At 65.4% G+C, this 16,631-nt stretch carries 11 protein-coding genes and 2 CRISPR repeat arrays (1 of these 13 only partly in view); of the genes, 1 reads left to right on the top strand and 10 read right to left on the bottom strand.

What is annotated here, in order from left to right:
* A CRISPR array of direct repeats spans positions 1-615; the repeat unit is 29 nt; unit sequence GGGCTCATCCCCGCTCGCGCGGGGAGCAC; it begins 209 nt to the left of the window's first position.
* Positions 616-790: 175 nt separating this feature from the next.
* From cas2e to cas3 (IEY60_RS00530), 10 genes are all read right to left on the bottom strand, one after another.
* Complete coding sequence (gene cas2e / locus IEY60_RS00490) at positions 791-1,165, bottom strand: type I-E CRISPR-associated endoribonuclease Cas2e (RefSeq protein WP_189022612.1); 375 nt, start codon at positions 1,163-1,165, stop codon at positions 791-793.
* A complete protein-coding gene (locus tag IEY60_RS36330; RefSeq protein ID WP_308426057.1) occupies positions 1,159-1,458 on the bottom strand; it encodes a CRISPR-associated endonuclease Cas1 in 300 nt (99 codons plus the stop codon). The genes cas2e and IEY60_RS36330 overlap by 7 nt, the downstream gene beginning before the upstream one ends.
* Positions 1,459-1,520: 62 nt before the next feature.
* A complete protein-coding gene (locus IEY60_RS36335; protein ID WP_308426058.1) occupies positions 1,521-2,120 on the bottom strand; it encodes a CRISPR-associated endonuclease Cas1 in 600 nt (199 codons plus the stop codon).
* Positions 2,117-2,803 (bottom strand): type I-E CRISPR-associated protein Cas6/Cse3/CasE, encoded by a 687-nt coding sequence (gene cas6e / locus IEY60_RS00500; RefSeq protein WP_189022614.1) that lies wholly within the window; start codon positions 2,801-2,803, stop codon positions 2,117-2,119. Before cas6e ends, IEY60_RS36335 begins: the two co-directional genes overlap by 4 nt.
* On the bottom strand, positions 2,803-3,678 hold the full coding sequence (gene cas5e / locus IEY60_RS00505) for a type I-E CRISPR-associated protein Cas5/CasD (RefSeq protein ID WP_189022616.1): 876 nt from the start codon (positions 3,676-3,678) through the stop codon (positions 2,803-2,805). Before cas5e ends, cas6e begins: the two co-directional genes overlap by 1 nt.
* Positions 3,675-4,820: a type I-E CRISPR-associated protein Cas7/Cse4/CasC gene (gene cas7e / locus IEY60_RS00510; RefSeq protein WP_189022618.1), complete on the bottom strand. Its 1,146-nt coding sequence runs from the start codon at positions 4,818-4,820 to the stop codon at positions 3,675-3,677. The genes cas5e and cas7e overlap by 4 nt, the downstream gene beginning before the upstream one ends.
* An 81-nt stretch (positions 4,821-4,901) precedes the next feature.
* Entirely contained in the window at positions 4,902-5,429 is a 528-nt protein-coding gene (gene casB, locus IEY60_RS00515) for a type I-E CRISPR-associated protein Cse2/CasB (RefSeq protein WP_189022620.1), read from the bottom strand.
* Complete coding sequence (gene casA, locus IEY60_RS00520; protein WP_189022622.1) at positions 5,426-6,964, bottom strand: type I-E CRISPR-associated protein Cse1/CasA; 1,539 nt, start codon at positions 6,962-6,964, stop codon at positions 5,426-5,428. The genes casB and casA overlap by 4 nt, the downstream gene beginning before the upstream one ends.
* On the bottom strand, positions 6,954-9,551 hold the full coding sequence (gene cas3 / locus IEY60_RS00525; protein WP_189022624.1) for a CRISPR-associated helicase Cas3': 2,598 nt from the start codon (positions 9,549-9,551) through the stop codon (positions 6,954-6,956). The genes casA and cas3 (IEY60_RS00525) overlap by 11 nt, the downstream gene beginning before the upstream one ends.
* A 976-nt stretch (positions 9,552-10,527) precedes the next feature.
* Positions 10,528-13,008, bottom strand: coding sequence for a CRISPR-associated helicase Cas3' (gene cas3 / locus IEY60_RS00530; RefSeq protein ID WP_189022625.1), 2,481 nt, complete (start codon positions 13,006-13,008; stop codon positions 10,528-10,530).
* Positions 13,009-13,210: 202 nt separating this feature from the next.
* Positions 13,211-14,950: a CRISPR direct-repeat array (repeat unit 29 nt; unit sequence GGGCTCATCCCCGCTCGCGCGGGGAGCAC).
* 659 nt (positions 14,951-15,609) lie between these two features.
* Between cas3 (IEY60_RS00530) and IEY60_RS35460 the strand changes: the two genes are divergently transcribed.
* The gene (locus IEY60_RS35460) at positions 15,610-16,611 is read left to right on the top strand and encodes an endonuclease domain-containing protein (RefSeq protein ID WP_229739451.1); all 1,002 of its coding nucleotides are present in this window, start codon (positions 15,610-15,612) and stop codon (positions 16,609-16,611) included.
* Positions 16,612-16,631 lie beyond the last annotated feature (20 nt).

The following is a 16,631-nucleotide window of genomic DNA, read 5'->3' on the forward strand; positions in this document are numbered from 1 at the left end:
GCACCGAGAAGCTCGGAGGTCTGCGTGAGTCGGTCGGGGCTCATCCCCGCTCGCGCGGGGAGCACTAGGTGTGGTTGGTCTGCTCGGGTGTTCCACCGGGCTCATCCCCGCTCGCGCGGGGAGCACGAGGACCTCGAGCAACAGCGGGAGGCGCTTCGGGGCTCATCCCCGCTCGCGCGGGGAGCACGCCTGGCTGGCCGTCGCCGTCATCCTGATGAAGGGCTCATCCCCGCTCGCGCGGGGAGCACTCCATGCGCTGGGCCAGGCGGAGGCCGATGCCGGGCTCATCCCCGCTCGCGCGGGGAGCACCGCACGCTGCTGGTGCGCCACGACCCACACGAGGGCTCATCCCCGCTCGCGCGGGGAGCACGTCGTCTTGACGTAGGCGGCGGTCTGGCCCTTGGGCTCATCCCCGCTCGCGCGGGGAGCACCCTGTGCATCACCGCCGGCATCCTCCAGCGGCGGGCTCATCCCCGCTCGCGCGGGGAGCACGGCGAACACTGTGGCCATGGCCACCGGCACCAGGGGCTCATCCCCGCTCGCGCGGGGAGCACCAGTTCCGCCGAAGGACGGCGGGGTGATGGAGGGGCTCATCCCCGCTCGCGCGGGGAGCACACTAATTGACCTGCGCCTTCACGAAGCAATCAACCGATTTTCATTCACTTTCGATCGTCCTCCCACACCTAGACCCCCACATGCTCGCAAGGGACGCCACACCTACCCGATCACGACACCGCGAACGGCTCACCGTGACCTTTCGCTCTGTGGGACGACAACACCCAACCTACGGTCAGTTGTCGCTGTCTGGCCGCTGACGCTTCGACTGATGGGCACGGCGATATCGGCTCGCCTTGATCCAACCTGGCCGTGCGCTACCACCGCTGCCGTCACTGGTGTGGGGACGGAGCATTAGATGGATGCCGTCGATGTCGATCGGTTCCCAATCGTGGCGGTGGGTCTTGAACGCCATGCGTTGTTCGCCGCGGGTGGTGTGGATCATGATCGCGCGGCCGTCCTTGCAGAGCTCGATCACACGCTGCCAAGCAAGATCCCGCACCCGCGCGCTGACCACACCGACGAACACACCCGGGCTGACCTCCAGGAACCAACGAGTCAGGTGCCCGCGAAGCCCAGCAGGACAGGCGGTGAGGACCAGAACTACCACGGCGGGTCCTCGTCGGCATAGGAGATCCCCGCTGCGAGGTTGCCTTTGCGGTCCCACAGTTCCACGACGTCGCTGTCCCACTCCTCGGCGTCGCCTTCACGGTCGGGCACCAGCAGCTCGTAGATGTCAGAACAGCAGCGTGCCAACAGGTTTCCTGCATGAACCGCGTCGCGGACAGCCCGACGGGTGACTCCCCCGATATCGTCGCCGCCTTCGGCCGCGATCAGTGCTGCAGCATCGAACGCCGCCGGAATCGCGTACTCGGCCTTGTACAGATCGGCCAGGTCGAACACGAAGGACCGCTCGTGTCCGGTGTGGACGAACCCGAGTCCTGGTGCGCAGCCGAGGGCGACGATCACCGCATGAGCCACCCCGTACAAGCACGTCGTCGCGACCGAAAGGGCTTGGTTGACCAGGTCGGAGGCGCCGAATCGTTCGGGTTGTAGTCGCGGCGTTGCCATTCGATGCCGGTGCGTTGAGCGTGCTCGCGGTAGATGCGGCGTACGCGGGCGCCTTCGCGCCCACGCAGTTGCTGCATGGTCAGGCCGGCGACGTCTTCGCCCGGGAACCGCATCTCATACATCTGCCGGGCGATCCGCAGGCGGCTGGTCTGGTTCGACACCGCTGCTGCTTGGGCTTCGAGCAGGCGTGAGCTGCGGGCCAGTGACCGGCCGTGGGCATAGTAGCGCACACCCCGCTCCCCTACCCAGACGACGGTGGATCCGCTTTCGGCGAGCAGCATCATCGCCTGGTGGGTGACACGGGTGCCCGGACACAGCAGAAGAGCACCGATGGCGGCGGCGGGGATGTGGACGACTCCGCGTTCGTCGGTGGAGGTGATCGCGTTGGCGTCGCGGTGCACGGTGGCGCGTTCGATGTAGATGAACGACAGTCGATCCCGCGCACGGACGAGTTCCCCGATCCGTGGCGGCCGCGTACCGGGGATGTCTTTCACGCCGGCGCCAGCGTGAGCAGTCCGCAGCCGTACCCTTTCGCGCGGCCGATCCCACCGACAAGTGCTCCACGCAGTGCTTGCGGGTCCGTGACCTGCAGGGTGCCTTCGAACGTGGCGGTCGACAACGACACCCTCTGCGAATGCCGTTGGAACGTCACCGATCTACGGTCAGTGATGACGACGTCGGGTTCCTTGCTGTCTCCGCTGACGCATTGCCCGAGCTCGAACCCGTGATCAGCGGACTTACGCTGCAGCCATTGCAGTTGGCCTTCCGAGTCGAGACCGGTGGTTCGGCCGCGTTCGGTCGGGTCGTTGCGCTGCCGGTCCATGGCGCGGCGCACGGGATTGGCGGTGAGCCGGAAGTGCCATTGTTGTCCCGTGGCGAGGCCGTCGAGCAGGTCTCGATAGTCGCGGGTGGCCCAGGTGCTGGTGGTCGGCCAACCCGCCTGCTCGACCACATGGGTGAAGTCCGGTCGCGTCGGGGAGACCACGTAGAGGTGAATCGTGTTCTCGGAAAGGTCAATTCGCCACAGCACTCGACCATCACCGGTCGGGGCCACTGCGTCGATCGTCTCCGAGGGCGGGAAGGACGTCATTACCGCGGCGTGGGTGACCTGAGGTGAGCTAAGGAACAAGCGAGTGCTTTTGCGCGCTGGGTTGAGCGGAATTCGCGACAGGTACATTAGGCGCCTCCCAGCGCGGCGAACGGGTCGTGAGGTTTGGTGGTGACGGCCTTGGTCGCTTCGATCGCGACGATGCCTCTGTCGCGTTGATCATGTTCCCGTCGCTGGGTGTCCCTCGGTGCGGGCGGGGATTCGCGGAAGTCGATGAGCGCGTCGAGATAGCTGGTTCCGAGGCCGACGCACAGCGCCGCGGGCAGTTCGTGGGTCGTGTGCCACGTGGTGTGGGGCTCGTAGGCGCGCGGACCCGCGAAGCTCAGCGGCTGTGCGGGGTGGGTGTATCTGCGCACCGGCGCTGCGTCTTCGGGTGGGTGTTCGGTGATGAATTCGACTGATACAGAAGGGGCGTCGCGCGGCCTTTCTCTTGCCAGCGGCACTCTGTCGAACAGTGCGGTGGCCGGGTCGCTGTCGCGGATGATCAACAGCGGGCCAGCGGGTGGGCAGGATCGGCGGCCGAGATGGACTCCGAACGTAGGGGCGTGGAGAGCTGCCTCGAGATCGGTGACCAACTCCTCGTCGACGCTGCTGACTGCAACGGTGAAGGCCGCGTCGGACAGGTAGTACCGCTCGGAGATGATCGTCGACTTGCCTTCAGCTCGGCGTCCGCCGCCTGCCGTTGGTGGTGTCTGCTCGCGGGGTCGACCACCACCGACAGTATGGAAGTCAGCTATCGACTGCCCTCGCCGGTCGACCCTGATGGTGAACTCGAGGGTGCTGAAGCGGTGCAGTGGCTTACATCGGTCGTGACCCAGCGCCGCGCCCAGGAGACCGATCAGACCGGAACGGCTCGGGTGGGGCAACGTTTCGCGAATGTTCCAGTGAGAGCGAGTGCCCCACGACTGCATAGGCCCTGACAATCGCAGCACGAGTCCGCTCATACCGTGGCCTTGGCCGACATCGCGCCGCAGACGGCCTCCGAGGCGTGGGCGGTCAGGTCTGCGAGCGAGGCGTAGTGGGTGCCGAGCCCGTTGGTGTCGATATCTGTTGTGCCGGAATGCCCGGACCACGATCCCTGGTCTCCCAGGAAGCGGTGCAGGCGTTGGGTGTAGTTGTCGAGTGTGGAGACGGCGCGGTCGAGGTAGCCGTCACCATTGGTGTAGATGGGTTTTTCGAATCCGCCGGCCAGCGACATCGGTGCTGTGCGCACCGCGAGATACACCAGGTCCGGCGTCGTGTGCGCGGCGGTGGAGTTCGCCTTGCCCGATGGCACGACCGTCAGAAATGTTCTGGTCCATGCCTCGATGACGTCGAGTGCGGTGCCGAAGTCACCGAGTTGGTCGACGAACTGGGCGATGTTTACCGTGCAGTATCGGTAGAACGTCCCGGAGGCGAATTCGGCGGTCGCGAGATGGCCAGCCCCGGAGTTGGGCGCGAGATCGTCGACAGCGGTGAAGTAGTCGAAGTCCGGGGCTGCCTCGTGCACGGTGAAGGCATGCGCCACCTGGGTTGCTCCGTCGACGGTGTGATCAGGGGTGTCCGCGAGCATTCGTCCGAGCAGCGCAATCGTCGAACTACGCTGATTGAGGATCTGAGTCACCGGTCGGGCGAGCGACGACACTGCAGCTTTGGTCGCGGTGACCTTGGCTTCTCTTTCCGCCTTCGAGAGCCGTTTCGGTTTGCCGCCGGCGTCGAGCTCAGGCAGTGGAAGGGCAGTGATCAGATCGCGGTGTTCGTTGGCCAGATCCGCCAGATCGCGGGTGACCGTGGAGGGCAACCACAGCAGGACTTTGGTGATGTCGGTATCGTCCTCGGCGGTCAACCCGTACGCTTCGACAACCGCGCGCCCGGCGCGGCGTGCATCGTCGGGTGACCAGCCCTGTTCGACGAGCATTGTCCGTACTTCGACTGCGATCTGGCGTGTGCGCACCGTCGGTGAGTCGATGCGGCGTTCCAGTTCCAGCCGTGCTGCGCGTTTCCAGCTCTGGCTGGAAACCCGGATCCGTTGAGTTCCGCCGTAGATGCAGCTCTTGGGACTTCCGAGTCCGTCCCTGTTGACGTTGGAGTAGGGCAATGTATGCAACGCGTGAATATCGAGGAACACCGGTTCCCTTTCTCGAAGGTGTGGTGACGAGCTAGTGCGACACGGATACCTGGTGGCCGATCATTCGGCAGCTATTGATGTTTCCGCGTCCTGGTCGAGGTTCTGTGCGCGGTAGAAGGCCTGCAGCCACCGCCGGGCGGTGTCGTTGCGGTATCGAGGCCATCGGGTCGCGTCCTGCAGCAAGGTGGCGAAATCGATCGCGACATCGTCGCTTCGCATCGGAACCACGATGCGGGTGAGCATTCGACACAGCGCCCCCGCGGGCTGGCGGCTCAGCAGGTGAACCGAAGATTCCCGGGTATTGGCGGCGACCGCCGTGTAGCGGGCGATGCTGGCGCCGATATTTCCTGGCGCCTTGCCCGGAATCGCTCCGACGGGTCGGTGCGCGATCAGTGATGCCACGGTGTAGCGGACAGCTTCTTCGTGGGGTTTGCTGCTAGTGGTCCACGGAGACAGATAGGCATGCATCCGGTCGGCTCGCTCGACCGGGCGGCCGAGCCCTGATCGCAACGCCGCACGGACACCGAGGTCGTCGGTGAGATCGGTGATGTATTCGACGAACTTGATGTTTCCTGGGGGTGCCGTCACTGGTCTTCCTTCGCTGGAGGGTTCTTCTTGGCGACGTATCGACGCAGGTACGTGACAACACCGGCGGTTTCGCGGGCGACTGAGGGATGGTGGCCGAGGTGCCCGGTGGCGGCATCAACGGCCTGCAACGCTGGTCCCAGAAACGCCCGGTAGGTCCGTTCGAATCGGCGCTGCTCGAGCAGCTTCCAGAACAGAGCCTCCGCCTCGGGCCAATAGCATGTTTGCGCAGGAGCGATCCACGGGATGTCGTCCGTTTTGCGCGCCGAGGAACTACCTGTCCCCAGATTCTTGTACGCCCGCCGCAACGCAGTGCACAGCACATCGTGGACATCTTCTGCCGCCACGTGAAGTTCGGCTGCACCGTCGGCGGCATCCGGGTCGTTCTCGTAGGACCATCTCAGCAACTCCGGAGTGGTCGCGGTGAACACCAACCGATCTGTGGACTGTCGATCCTGGTCCCAGCCGTGGACGCGGACCCGCAGCGCCGATTGCCAGTCGATGGGCAGGGTCGATGTCGCAGCCAGCACCGCCGGTCGGCGCTGGCCGTCTCGGTCGGCCAGCAAGGCATCCAGATCACGCCAGACCGCGCGCGCAGCGCGCGCTGGGCGCGCCCGCCACGCATCGTTGGTGCGGTCCTGGATGGTGTAGGGGTCAGCGATCGGAAGGTGCCGGTTCTTGTAGGACCAGGTCAGGTAGCAGCCCCGCACCGATGCCTCGTCGTTGGTGGGCACCATCAGAACGGCATGGCGGGATTGGCCGGTGAGGAGTCCGCCCGGCCAGGTCGCCTCTGGCGGCTGCGCGAGTGGATCGTGTCGGTCGCGTACCTCCCATGGGGCCAAGTCATCACCGGCTCCATGAGCGGTGCCCGGCGAGGGAATTCCGGCGACTAACGTCTCGAACAGGCTGCGTCCCAATGGGTAGAAGCTCACGGTTCCGCGCAGTGGGCCCGCCGACATGTGGTGATCGCTCACCGCGCCGACCGTGCGGGTACCGCCGGTGCCACCCGAGCCGTACCAATGGTGGGCCAGCAGGCACTGCAGCGCATACTGTGCTGCGATGTCGGGGGCATGGGTATTCGATGTGTGCTGCCACCAGATCGGTGTGTTGTCGGCTGGTCTAGCCGGGTCCAACACATTGACCGATTTCCGTTCTGCTTGCTCGGCCAGGCGCGGGTCCTGCAGCCATGGCCACACCGGGTCGAACAGATCCCAGCGCCCATCCAGATCCTCTCCATACAGGTAGCCGTCGATCGCGTCGACGGAGAACTGGCCGGTCTCTGCGACGTCGAGTCGGCGTTCCTCGAACTCGGGTCGATTTGTCGCCTTGTCGAGGCCGGTGATCCGCGCCGCTATCGTGAACAACACGCGCAGCATCCCGGCAGCAGCCGGCGGGCTTGTTATGGCGAGATCGGTGTACAGGTGCGCATTCAACAGGAGCTCACGCAAGCCCACCCATTCGACGGTTTCTGGGCCGGAACCCGCTTTCGCCGAAGCGAACACAGGGATCGCGGGCTCGACGCGCAGATCAAAGGGCATCGGACAGACCTTCTTTCACCAGGCCAAGTTCAGGGTCGAGATGCAGACCGCCGTGTTCGGGAGCAGGAAACAGGTAGGCGTCGACCAACGGGGTCTTCTTCCATCTCGCCCGGTATGGGTTGTCCCATCCTCGAACCCAGCCGAGCGGACACCGCACCGAGGCGGCGATCATGGTCATCACGTCGCTGTCGCTGAGACTGCCGCCGGGAAACGGGATGCGGTGGTCTGCGTCCAGCCAATGTCTGCCGTCGGTGTCGGTGTACTGCGGTATCAGCCACACGTTGTCGACACCGAGGCGTGTCGAGGCGTCCACGTCGTCTTCAGCAACATGCGGATTGGTCAGCTCCAGCAGGTCCCCCAGCAGGTGAGGCGCCGGAATGGTGACGAACCCAGCCATCGACTTGCCTTCGAGCGCAGTCGAATTGCGCTTGCTCCATGCGGTCGCGTCAGCGCCGTCGATCGGCGGCAGGTCTCGGTTGTGAACTTGCTGAACCAGTCGATCCACGTCATCGGGAACTACCAGGTCTGGTCCGTGCTCGGCGAGCAGACGCCGTGTCGCCGCGAGTTCGTACTCCGGATAGATGCTGCGCCACTCGGGCGGAAAGCCGGCGAGTTCGGGATCGAGCACCACCAGCGTCGGCTGCATCACCCACGCCGGCCGTGTATAGACGGCGTGCCGCCACACCCGGCCCAGCCGCTGGATCAGCTGCGCGATCGGCACCAAATCGCTGATGATCAGGTCGAAGTCCACGTCGAGAGACTGTTCGAGAATTGTTGTCGTTACAACGATTCCGAGGTCGGGCCGCGGATATTGCTCGGTGGGGCTCTTGCCGAACCTGGTGATGACTTCGGTTTCGATCTGCAGCCGCTGCTGGTAGGGGAAGCGAGCATGCAACAGCCAGACCGGGGTCTTTCGCGACGACGACCCGTCGTGGGAGTTCAGTACCGCGTTGATCTGTTCGAAGGTGTGTTGCGCAGATGCCACCGTCGAGCACACCACCGCGACACAACCACCCGATGCCACCGCGGATTCGAGGTAGCCGAGGATGCCGTCGACCCGACGACCCGGTTGATACCGGCAGTAGTCGATGCGCGTGCGCCGCCGGCCGAAGTCGTGCATCCGGGAAACCGAGTCCTGGGCCGGGCGTTGAACCGTCCCGTCCGATCCGACGTACAGCCAGCCAGGATAGGACAGCTCTTCCACCGCTCGCGAAGCGTTGGCATCAAAATTGTTGAGATAGGAGGCCGCCAGTTCACGCGTGATATGGCGGGGCAGCGTCGCAGAGATCAGGATCACCGGTACGCGCAGGAAACCACACCACGACAGCAGGCGTGCGAGCAGCGTGAGCATGTACGGGTCAGCAGCGTGGACCTCGTCGACAACCAAAGTCTTGCCCAGCAGCCCCCACAGGCGGAGCATATTGAACCGCGTCGCCAACGCTGCGAGCAACACTTGATCGATGGTGACCACCGACATGCCCGCCAGCAGCGGCTTACGTGGCCCGTTCAACCAGCCCATGACGACATCATCAGCGCAGTAGTCGCGGTACGGCTCGAAGAACGCACTCATCGTATGAGCCAGCGTCACAGGACGATCCGACGAGGCGGCCGCGCCCGCGAACGACGTTCCGCGTATCCACATAGCATTGGTTGTCGCCTGGGTCGGCAAGCACATGATCATTCCCGGGCGCCCCGTCGCTACGCCGAATCGGTGCACGCCGACGAAAGCGGCTTCCGTCTTTCCCGATCCAGTGCCTGCGGTGATCACCAGCAAGCCGGGCCCTGTCGGATGGAAGTCGTGCTCAATCGATTCTTGCAGCGGATTCGGCGGCCCGCTGACGAGCAACTCGATCGACACCAAGCCAGCCAGCTCGGGCACCCCCAACCCCAAGCCTGGCAGCCGGACTCGCATCGACGTGATGGTGTGGCTCCAGCGCTGTGTGGGATTGGTGGGCGCCGACAGTTGCGAGTTCTTGATCCAGTCGGTATCGCTCGCGATCCAGTCGGTCAAGATGACGAACCCCGCGAGAACACCTGCCGCGGGGCCACCGATGTGCTCAGGAATCGTCGGGTCGCCCAACACCGACCGCAGACCGTCGACAAGCTCACGCCGCCACTGATGAAACCCCGGACCGCCCAGTTTGCCTTCCAGGCGAGAGGTGCGTCTGCCGATCGCGCCGGTGTTGCGTTCCTGGAACACGCCGTGGTGCCCACCGAGAAGCTCTGCCATCCGATACGGACTGGAGCGGAACGGGATTCGATGCTCCCGGCCGGAGTAGCTCAGCAACTCAGGCAACGTCAAATAGGTGACATTGGCGTGGTGAATCCAACCTACCGTGCCCGGCGGCGGATCCTGATTCTGAAAGCAAGGGCAGGCCTTGCCGACATCGTGCAAGCCAGCCAACAACGCCACGAACCGACGAGCCTCCTCGGGGCTCAATCCGAGCTGAGCACCGATCCACTCACGCACCCCAGCTGGCAGGTGCACATCCCACAACACATAGGCCACTGCAGCTGTGTCGAGCAGATGCCACTTCAGCAGGTATGGCCGCGGCAGTCCCCACCGCTTGCCCCACGGGTCAGCCACAGTGCCACGACGGGTCGCAAATACGCTGGGGCGCAGAGCATGCACCGGCCGCTGAGCGGTGCCGTGTCATGGGGTGGCGACCCGCCGGCAGCCACCGCGCGACCGTCGCGACGCCAGGCAGGCCGTTAGCCAGCAGCATTCGAGCGTCCTGCGGCAACCACTGGTCCCATACCGAGCCAGCCATTGCAAACGAAACCACAACTCCCCCTTCGCGAACCCGCCCAATCAACGCGACTGCCGACCATACCCACAACCACCGACATTTACACTCCTGCTGCGGAACTCGTCGAAAACCCGCTACCGCACTTCCTCATGCCCACGGGCAGCACGTGTCGACCTTGAGGTCGTCGCCCTGGCTCGACCCATCCCCGCGCGGGACGAACGGCAACGACATCAAAGGCGTTGCGCTGGAACCGTTCCGCTCATGCGGGGAGAACTGGCTTCGGCCTGCTCCCCGCGCAAGCGGGGAGAAGCCCGATTGGCCGGCCGCGGGGAGCACTCGTTCATGATCCACAGGTCCCGGGGATCCACGGGCGCATTCCCGCTCGCGCGGGAAGCACCGCGTCAACTTCGAGTCGGGCCGCTGGATCGGGGGCTCATCCCCGCTGGCGCAGGGACCATTAGTGGGCGTATTGGGTCGAGCGGAAGGCCTCGGGTTCATCCCCGCTGGCGCGGGGAGCATATTGATTGACTGGGGTTCCCCCGAAGGAGACCGCGCTCGCCGCCCAGGGCACATCCCCGCTCGCGCGGGGAGCACATCGCCTCCACCGTCGTCGTCAACGCCTGCGCGGGCTCATCCCCGCTCGCGCGGGGCGCACCGAAACATCCTGACCAGCCGTGGCTTTCGCTAGGGTTCATCCCCGCTCGCGCGGGGAGCACCCCGACACCCGGCGGGATGTAGACCGAATCGAGGGCTCATTCCCGCTCGCGCGAGGAGCACCCGATCAGGTCCCGGACGATGACTTCGTCGAAGGGCTCATCCCCGCTCGCGCGGGGAGCACACCGGGTACCAGATCTCAGCCTCAAAACCCCAGGGCTCATCCCCGCTCGCGCGGGGAGCACCCGGGGTGCTTGCTCCACGGACCAGCGCTTGGCCGCCGACACCGTCCGCGTCGTCGCGTACCCCGGCCACGAGCCAATCACGAATGGTCGAGTTCTCGGTGTGCGGCGGGCCCAGCAGATAGTCACCGGCACGTTTGCGCTGATCAGCCACGTGAATCTCCCACGCCGACTCGGCGTCTGCGAACGTCTCCGCCCAGCCCTCTGGAACAGTGAAACCCTCGGCATAGGCGTGCGCCACCAGGCCCGGAATGTCTGCGGGCACATCGACACCCGACGAGCGCCTACCGGTCAGGACTGCGGCCGCGCGGAGCAAACGTGCTCGGCCGTAGACCTTTTCACATCCCTTGTCCAGCTTCGGGGGGATCGATCCCCATTGGGCGCCGCGGATCCAGCAGCGCGGTCGGCTCACCCGGGTGGGGCGGCCCGAACGCAGGTGACGGTGCAGCCGGCCGATCCGCTGCAGAATCAGGTCCACCGGCGCCAGATCGGTGACCAGCAGGTCGACATCGATATCGAGGGACTGCTCGATGACCTGTGTCCCGATGACCACCAACCGCGCCGGGCGATCCCCGGTGCCCGGCGGGCCTAGTAGCCGACGCAACCGGTTCTCATACCGCGCGCGGTCCACCGACACGAACCGCGAATGCAGCAGCAGCACCTCGCCAGTGCCGAATCGTTGGTCTGTGGTCATCACCTCGAACAGGTGTTGAGCACGAGCGACCGTGTTGCACACCACCCCAGCAGTCCCGCCCTCGGCGAGCGCCTCGGCCAACCTGTTGGTCAACAGCTCAGCGTCGTCGTCGATGAAGTCGAGCGCGATACCGTCGATCGACCTACCCGATGCAGGGACCCTGCAGGACAGCTCGGGATGCGGCCACACCGAGATCGCGGGATAACCGACCGCGGCGGCGTCAACGGACTCGGCCCCCTCAGCGCGACCACTCCGATAGGCTTCCAGCAGGGCTACACGCTGCGATGGCGGCAGCGTCGCGGACAACAACAGCACCGGAACACGGTAGGCGCCAAGCCATTCCAGGACCCGACAGAGGTAGGTCGACATGTAGCTGTCCGCAGCATGGACCTCATCGATCACCACTACCTTGTTCGCCAAACCCAGGTGCCGCAGCATCACGTGACGAGTCTTGAGCGCACCTCGAAGCACCTGATCGATCGTGCCGACAACAAAGTTCGCCAGCGGACCCTTCTTCCCGACGAACCAGCCATGCGCAAGCACCGTGCTGTCTTCACAGTCCGAACCGATATCGACGAAGCTCTGCCGCTTCAGCTGCGCATAGTCCTCGTTCAGCGCCGCCTTGCCGTGCGCGAGGATCATGCTGCCCGGCGTTCCCGACACCGAGTCCACCCACTGGCGCACCCTGGCGAACATCGCATCCGAGGTCGCCATCGTCGGTAGTGCAACGAATACCCCACCCGCACCGAACCTTTCAGCAAGAACTTCGGCAGCGAGCAGCGCGGCTTCGGTCTTTCCTTCCCCCATTGGCGCCTCGATGATCATCAAACCCGGCTCGGGCAGCTCGCAGGCGATCCGCAGGCACTCCTGCTGCAAGGGCCGCATCGGATCCTCACGTGCGAACCGCGACCGGAACAACTCCTGACGGGTAGGCTCCGAATCCGTAGCCGCCCCCGCCGGAGACCACGCCTCGGGCAACCCGAGCAGCGTCCACGCCTTGACAGCCTCGACGCTCGATACCCGCTGACTGTCCAGCGGGAACAGGTCTTGGTTGCTGGCGATCCAGTCGGTCACGATCACCGCTGCCGTCAGAAGTACCTGCTGCATCGTCGACAACCGGACCGTGGCCCAATCAGCTACCCGATCCGCAGCACCGGTCCGGACTGTTACCAACGTGATCAACTCGCTGCGAGCATCACCCCACTCCGGCCCACCCCACAACGAACGCCCGCCATTGATCGCGGCCTGAATCTGGCCCACTGTCGCGGGAACTCCATGATGGCTTCCTATGACCACCGCATAGGTCGACGCCACTCGCTTCGACCAGCCTTGGTCGACGAGGAATTTCTCCAGAACTATTTGGCCGGCCAGTCCATGCGGCAACAACTTCCGGTCCACCGGCATCCCCACTGCAGGCAAACCGTGATCGTGCATGCGATCGAACAGCTCTGGCACTTGACACGCGAAGGACGGAGTCAGCTTGCCGACGTCATGCAAGCCAGCCAACCAGCAGAACAAGATTCGCGCGTCTGCCAGTCCCCCGGGCAGACCATCAGCCAACAGGGCCCGAACATGTTCCGGCAGCCAGTGATCCCATACCAGACCAGCCACCGCCGACGAATCAGCCAAATGCCGAAACAACGACAGACTGCCTCCAGCACGATCGCTCTTTGCCCACGCAGACATCACCGCTGACGAAACCACTACTCCCCCCTTTCGCGAACCCACCCGACCAACGCGACTGCCGACCATACCCACGCCCACTGACAATTACACTCCCCCAGCAAAATTCGGCGGAAACCCGCTACCACCCGGAGCGCCTCGTCTGGATCACGAAGGTGGGGCGGGGCTCATCCCGCTCGCGCAGGGAGCACGGGCCGGGGCGACGTCCAGCCATCGTTATTCAGGGCTCATCCCCGCTCGCGCGAGGAGCACGCTGGCATGGCATCGCGATTCGAAACCGAGCTGGGCTCATCCCCGCTCGCGCGGGGAGCACGGGCTCGTCCACGCCACCTGCACCTCGTACAGGGGCTCATCCCCGCTCGCGCGGGGAGCACGTGCCGTCGTCCGTCTTGATGACGCCGGTGCCGGGCTCATCCCCGCTCGCGCGGGGAGCACAACCCCGGCAAGGCCTACAGCAGGCCCAAGGTGGGCTCATCCCCGCTCGCGCGGGGGGGCACGTGATACCCGAGTCGCCGTTCAGAATCCCGAGGGGCTCATCCCCGCTCGCGCGGGGAGCACTTCAGGTCGCGCTGCGAATCCTCAAGATCCTTGGGCTCATCCCCGCTCGCGCGGGGAGCACCCCGTAGCTGTCGGACTGGTCCTCGCCGCTGTAGGGCTCATCCCCGCTCGCGCGGGGAGCACTCCTCGAGGACGTCGAGGTTCTCGCGCTCGACGGGCTCATCCCTGCTCGCGCGGGGAGCACGCGAATCCACGGTGCACCGATGCAGGCGGCTCGGGCTCATCCCCGCTCGCGCGGGGAGCACGAACACCGCTCGCTGCCCGCCGGCGACTTCGAGGGCTCATCCCCGCTCGCGCGGGGAGCACCACACACAAACGCGAAAAGGGGCTGAAGCGTCGGGCTCATCCCCGCTCGCGCGGGGAGCACAACGTGCTGCGCCGGGCCTACATCATCGGCCTGGGCTCATCCCCGCTCGCGCGGGGAGCACGTCATCATCTGTGTGGTGCGAGCGATGGTCGCGGGCTCATCCCCGCTCGCGCGGGGAGCACACGCAGTGTGCAAAGTCGATGGCGTAGCTCGCGGGCTCATCCCCGCTCGCGCGGGGAGCACGGTGAGCATTTCGAGTCGACCGGCGGTACCGGGGGCTCATCCCCGCTCGCGCGGGGAGCACCGCGCGTTACGCTGGGACGATTCACGTTCACCGGGGCTCATCCCCGCTCGCGCGGGGAGCACTTGAGGAGTTCGGCGCGGCTGACGCGGATCTGGGGCTCATCCCCGCTCGCGCGGGGAGCACTATGTTCATCGTGTTCTCCTTCTTCGCGATCCGGGCTCATCCCCGCTCGCGCGGGGAGCACCAGCCGGTCACCGATACCGGCAAGGTCGGCGCGGGCTCATCCCCGCTCGCGCGGGGAGCACCCACATGGTTTGACGCAAGCCGGGCGAATTCGGGGCTCATCCCCGCTCGCGCGGGGAGCACGACCACTCGGCGATTTCCAGCGCCGCCAGTCGGGGCTCATCCCCGCTCGCGCGGGGAGCACTCACGGGTTCACGAGAACTCAAGTACAGCTCCGGGCTCATCCCCGCTCGCGCGGGGAGCACGCGGGAGCACAACTGCGCCGGAGGGTTCGCCAGGGCTCATCCCCGCTCGCGCGGGGAGCACCGGCGTAACCCAGTCACCGAGTCACGTCGCAAGGGCTCATCCCCGCTCGCGCGGGGAGCACATCAGGTCATTCGGGTTCGGCAGACTCCCTTTGGGCTCATCCCCGCTCGCGCGGGGAGCACTCGCGGGTGATGAGGACGTATTCGCCTTCGTCGGGCTCATCCCCGCTCGCGCGGGGAGCACCGGTCCAGGTCTGCGGCGGTGCCGCGGAACGCGGGCTCATCCCCGCTCGCGCGGGGAGCACGACTGGGCCCGCGAAGACGGTGTCGCGACCTGGGGCTCATCCCCGCTCGCGCGGGGAGCACCTAACCGACCTGTATGTTTACAAGCCAAACAGCGAAATCTTTTCACTTTCGATCAGTCTCCTCGCTAGCCTGGCGACTGCATCCCGTCCCTAACCCTCCCCCTACACCGTAGCGTCAGCGGGACCCGGAAACGGCCTAACAACCTTGGTTCAACTGTCTTCCTCCCGTCGCCGCAGGTAAGCATCCGCGTCAGGTGGTCGGTAGTTACAGCCCGACAGGCGTCAACGCCAGAGCCTTCGGCACGATCGTTCCTCACCCCCTCAGGCGGCCAGGCTGCGAGGAGGGCCCTACGGTCACGCACTTCTCCACGCAAACGAGTGAAGAATCGCGTCCATGCGGTGCTCGCCGGCCACCGCAACCCACGGTCGACGTCAGAACAACCGTAGCCACAGCCATCCGAGGCACCGTGAAACCTGGTGAGACCTTAGACGCGAGTGCCGAAGAGCATGGAGCACAACACCGAAGAACCTGGCGGGACCGTCACCGCAAATGCGAGGCTGACAAGGTCTCGAACCAGCGCCCGTCGCATACGTGCGGTCTTTAGGCACCTTGAGTCAGGCACCTTCGGTCTCACTTGACACAGCCGACCGCAGGTCTGACAACGCAGCACGAGATCGATTGCATCTCAAGGTGATCCCATCGCCCAAGCCGACGGCCACATGAACGTCTTCCGAACCCACCACCGCCGCTCCAGATCACAGGAAGTCGTCGACAGCAGCTGCCATCGCGTGTGCCAACGCCAGCGCGTCAGGCTCGATCCGGCTGTCGCCCAGCAGATCTGCGGAGCAGACATTGCCTTCGAACTTGTCGTATCCGACGCGGACACTGCGCGTATGAGGATTCTTCGAACCGACGGCGAGTTCTACGAGGAGGCGGCGATCAGCCTCGCACGTACGCCGGAGCTCTGGCTCGAGCAGGAGCTCGTTGATTTGCGCGCAAGGCTGCTCGATGCGAACGGGGTGTGTCGGCCGCACGCGGTCGCGCCGGACGGTGTCACCTACATCGACACCAGACGACCATGGAAGCAACGGAACTGGGCTGTATTCAGACGGGTATCGGTGTCCCTGCGGAACCGGCCACACCTTTCCAATTACCGGCTCGTCGGCGAGTGGGAGCTGCTGCGCACCACCACGAGCGTGGAGCGCCCACGCCTGTCTCACAACGAGAAGGCCTCCCGAGTCCAACACTCGATCGCCGCCGCCGAAGAAGGCGCTCGCAGGCGAGCGGCCAAGGCACTCAAGCAACTCGACAACGACCTCATGCTCAGGGCTCTGGTCGAGCGGCTGACACAGCTCGACCGTAGCGAGTGGGCACGACTGTCCGACTACCTTCCTCCGGGGTTGTCCCAGGTCAAGCTTCGGCGGGTCATGGTGGAGCTGTTACTCCACCACCAGTGCGGCTGCTGCGCGGTTTGTGGCCGGCGCCTGTACGGCAAGATCTCGCCTTCTCGCCGTTTCCGCCAGGCGGTTCTCGATCACGACCACGACACCGACCTCGTCCGCGGTGCGCTCTGCGTCAGTTGCAACAATGCCGAAGGCGGTTCGCTGATCAACTGGACACCCGAGCTGGAACTCCTGCTCGATGCCTACCGCGCGAACCCGCCCGCTGCAGCCTTCGGATGGAACTACGGGCAACCCGAGGCCCTCTCACCGTGGTGGTGAGCGGACCGGCACCGGGGCTG

It is taken from the genome of Nocardia rhizosphaerihabitans (assembly GCF_014646295.1).
Taxonomy (GTDB): domain Bacteria; phylum Actinomycetota; class Actinomycetes; order Mycobacteriales; family Mycobacteriaceae; genus Nocardia; species Nocardia rhizosphaerihabitans.